This window comes from Rhizobacter sp. P2_H2, from assembly GCF_056403375.1.
This window is the reverse complement of sequence record NZ_JBFUFP010000703.1, coordinates 1-2924: the sequence shown is the minus strand read 5'-3', so window position 1 is coordinate 2924 and position 2924 is coordinate 1. Positions and strand designations below refer to the sequence as shown.

Genomic DNA, 2924 nt, shown 5'->3' with positions numbered 1-2924 from the left:
GTGGTGCTCGACCAGGACGGGCAGGCGCGCGGCTTCGCGATGCTGCGCCGCTTCGGGCGCGGGCTGAGCCTCGGGCCGGTGGTGGCGCCGGACGTCGAGGGCGCGAAGGCGCTGATCGCCCACCTGGTGGGCTTGAACGCCGGCAAGTTCGTGCGCATCGACATCGACTTCGACAGCGGGCTCACCGAGTGGCTGGAGAGCCTGGGGCTGCTGCGCGTGGATGCGCCGACGGTGATGGTGCGCGGCGCGGTGCCGGTGCTCGCCGACGGCAGCCGCCTGTTCTCCCTCGTCAACCAGGCGCTCGGCTGACCCGATGAGCTTCGTCTACAAATCAGACCCGGTGCGCGGGCGCCAGTGGGCCGAGATCTTCGCGCGCGAGGCGCCGGCGCTGGCGTTTCGCATCTGGCCCGACATCGGCGACCCGGCGCAGGTGCGCTTCCTCGCGGCCTGGGAGCCGCCGGCCCGTCTCGGCGAGTTGTTCCCGAACCTGCAGGTGCTGTTCTCGTCCGGGGCCGGCGTCGACCAGTTCGACTTCGCGGCGCTGCCAGCCGGGCTGCCGGTCGTGCGCATGGTCGAGCCCGGCATCATCGGCGGCATGGTCGAGTACGTCAGCTGGGCGGTGCTGGCCCTGCACCGCGACATGCTGCAGTACCGGCGCCAGCAGGCGCAGGCGCAGTGGAAGGCGGCACCGGTGCGGCCGGCCGGGCACTGCCGCGTCGGCGTGCTCGGGCTCGGCTCGCTGGGCCGGGCGGCGCTTGCGCAGTTGCGCAGCTTCGGCTTCGATTGCGCCGGGTGGAGCCGCTCGCGCCACCAGGTCGACGGCGTGCAGTGCTTCGCCGGCGCGGATGAGCTGCCGGCCTTTCTCGCGCGCACGCAGATCCTGGTGTGCCTGCTGCCGCTGACCGACGAGACGCGCGGCTTCCTGGACGCGGCGCTGTTCGCGCAGCTGCCGCGCGGCGCCGGCCTGGTGCAGGTGGGGCGCGGACCGCAGCTGGTGCAGGCCGACCTGCTGGCCGCGCTCGCGCAGGGCTGGATCGCCGACGCGGTGCTCGACGTGACCGACCCTGAGCCGCTGCCGCCCGATCACCCGTTCTGGCAGCACCCGAACATCTGGCTCACGCCGCACATCGCGAGCATGACGCAGCCCGACACCGCGGCGCGCGTGGTGCTGGACAACCTGCGGCGCTTCGAGGCCGGCGAAGAGATGGTCGGCCGCGTCGACCGCGCGCGCGGTTACTGACCGCGCACGCCGCCACATCTTCTGCTGAACCGCCGCGAAGAACGATGCTGCGTTGCGCCGCGCCGGCCCAAAGCAGCACCACGCGCCGGGGGCGCCATCCTATTCTGGAGGCTCACCACCACGAGCCCACCGCATGTCGTCGCCAGCCCTTTCCACCCTCGATGCGCTGATCGCGCTCGACCGAGACCACCTGATCCATCCGGTCGCGCCGTGGCGCAAGCACCAGCAGCGCGGCGTCACCGTGCTCGAGTCCGGCCACGGCGCCTGGCTGAAGGATGCGAGCGGGCGCGAGCTGCTGGACGCCTTCGCCGGCCTGTGGTGCGTCAACATCGGCTACGGCCACGAGAGCGTGGTGCAGGCCGCGGCCGAGCAGATGCGCAAGCTGCCCTATGCCACCGGCTACTTCCACTTCGGCAGCGAGCCGGCGATCCGCCTGGCCGCGAAGCTGGTCGAGATCACGCCGGCCTCGCTGACGCGCGTCTACCTGACGCTCGGCGGCTCGGAGGCGGTGGACGCGGCCAGCCGCTTCATCGTGCAGTACTACAACAACACCGGCCGCCCGCACAAGAAGCATTTCATCGCGCTGGAGCGCGGCTACCACGGCTCGTCGTCGTTCGGCGCCGGGCTGACCGCGCTGCCGCTGTTCCACCGCGGCTTCGACCTGCCGCTGCCCAACCAGCACCACATCGCCTCGCCCTACGGGTACCGCAGCGCGGCCGGGGCCGATCCGCAGGCGCTGATCGCGGCCTCGGTGGCGGCGCTGCGCAGCAAGGTGGCCGAGCTCGGCGCCGACCACGTGGCCGCCTTCTTCTGCGAGCCGATCCAGGGCTCGGGCGGCGTGGTCGTGCCGCCGGTGGGCTGGCTGAAGGCGATGCGCGAGGCGGCGCGCGAGCTCGACATCCTGTTCGTCGYCGACGAGGTSATCACCGGCTTCGGCCGCACCGGCCCGATGTTCGCGTGCGAGGCCGAGGGCGTCGAGCCCGACCTGATGACGCTCGCCAAGGGCCTGACCGCCGGCTATGCGCCGATGGGCGCGACGCTGATGTCGGAGCAGGTCTTCGCCGGCATCGCCGACGGCGCGCCGGCGGGCGCGGCGATCGGCCACGGCGCGACCTACTCGGCCCACCCGGTCAGCGCGGCCATCGCGCTCGAGGTGCTGCGCCTGTACGACGAGGGCGGCATCCTCGCCCACGGCCAGGCGGTGGCGCCGCACTTCGCGGCCGTGATGGACGGCCTGCGCGATCACCCGCTGGTCGGCGAGTCGCGCCACCGCGGGCTGCTCGGCGCGCTGGAGCTGGTGAGCGACAAGGCCACGAAGCGCGGCTTCGATCCGGCGCTCGGCCTGCCGGACCGGCTGTTCGACGCCGGCTACCGGCGCGGGCTGATCTTCCGCTCGTTCGGCGACCACATCCTGGGCTTTGCGCCGGCGCTGTGCTTCACCGAGGACGAGTTCGTGCAGATGGCGCAGCGCCTGCGCGGCACGCTCGACGACGTGCTGCGCGAACCCGACCTGCGCGCCGCGCTGAAGTAGGCGGCGATGATGTTCTGCTCCACCGCGCGGTTTCCCGTCGCAAAATCGGCCACCCCAGACTCCTCTTCCTGCCGTGACCAGCTCCCTCAAGCTCGACCGCCTCGACCTGCGCATCCTGAGCCAGCTGCAGAAGAACGGGCGCATCACCACCGT

Annotated in this window: 4 protein-coding genes; all 4 read left to right on the top strand. The window is 72.3% G+C overall.

Annotated features, from left to right (window positions below; genetic code table 11):
• On the top strand, window positions 1-309 hold a 309-nt coding region (locus tag AC1D15_RS24960; protein WP_477828095.1), incomplete at its 5' end, for a GNAT family N-acetyltransferase.
• 4 nt (window positions 310-313) lie between these two features.
• On the top strand, window positions 314-1240 hold the full coding sequence (locus tag AC1D15_RS24955; protein ID WP_477828094.1) for a 2-hydroxyacid dehydrogenase: 927 nt from the start codon (window positions 314-316) through the stop codon (window positions 1238-1240).
• A gap of 133 nt (window positions 1241-1373) precedes the next feature.
• Window positions 1374-2771, top strand: a complete 1398-nt coding sequence (locus tag AC1D15_RS24950; protein WP_477828093.1) for an aspartate aminotransferase family protein — start codon at window positions 1374-1376, stop codon at window positions 2769-2771.
• A 73-nt stretch (window positions 2772-2844) separates the two neighbouring features.
• On the top strand, window positions 2845-2924 hold an 80-nt coding region (locus AC1D15_RS24945), incomplete at its 3' end, for a winged helix-turn-helix transcriptional regulator (protein WP_477828096.1).

Excerpts from the sequence above, each read along its gene's own strand:
- AC1D15_RS24955 (WP_477828094.1), top strand. The coding sequence starts at position 314 with ATGAGCTTCGTCTACAAATCAGACCCGGTGCGCGGGCGCCAGTGGGCC.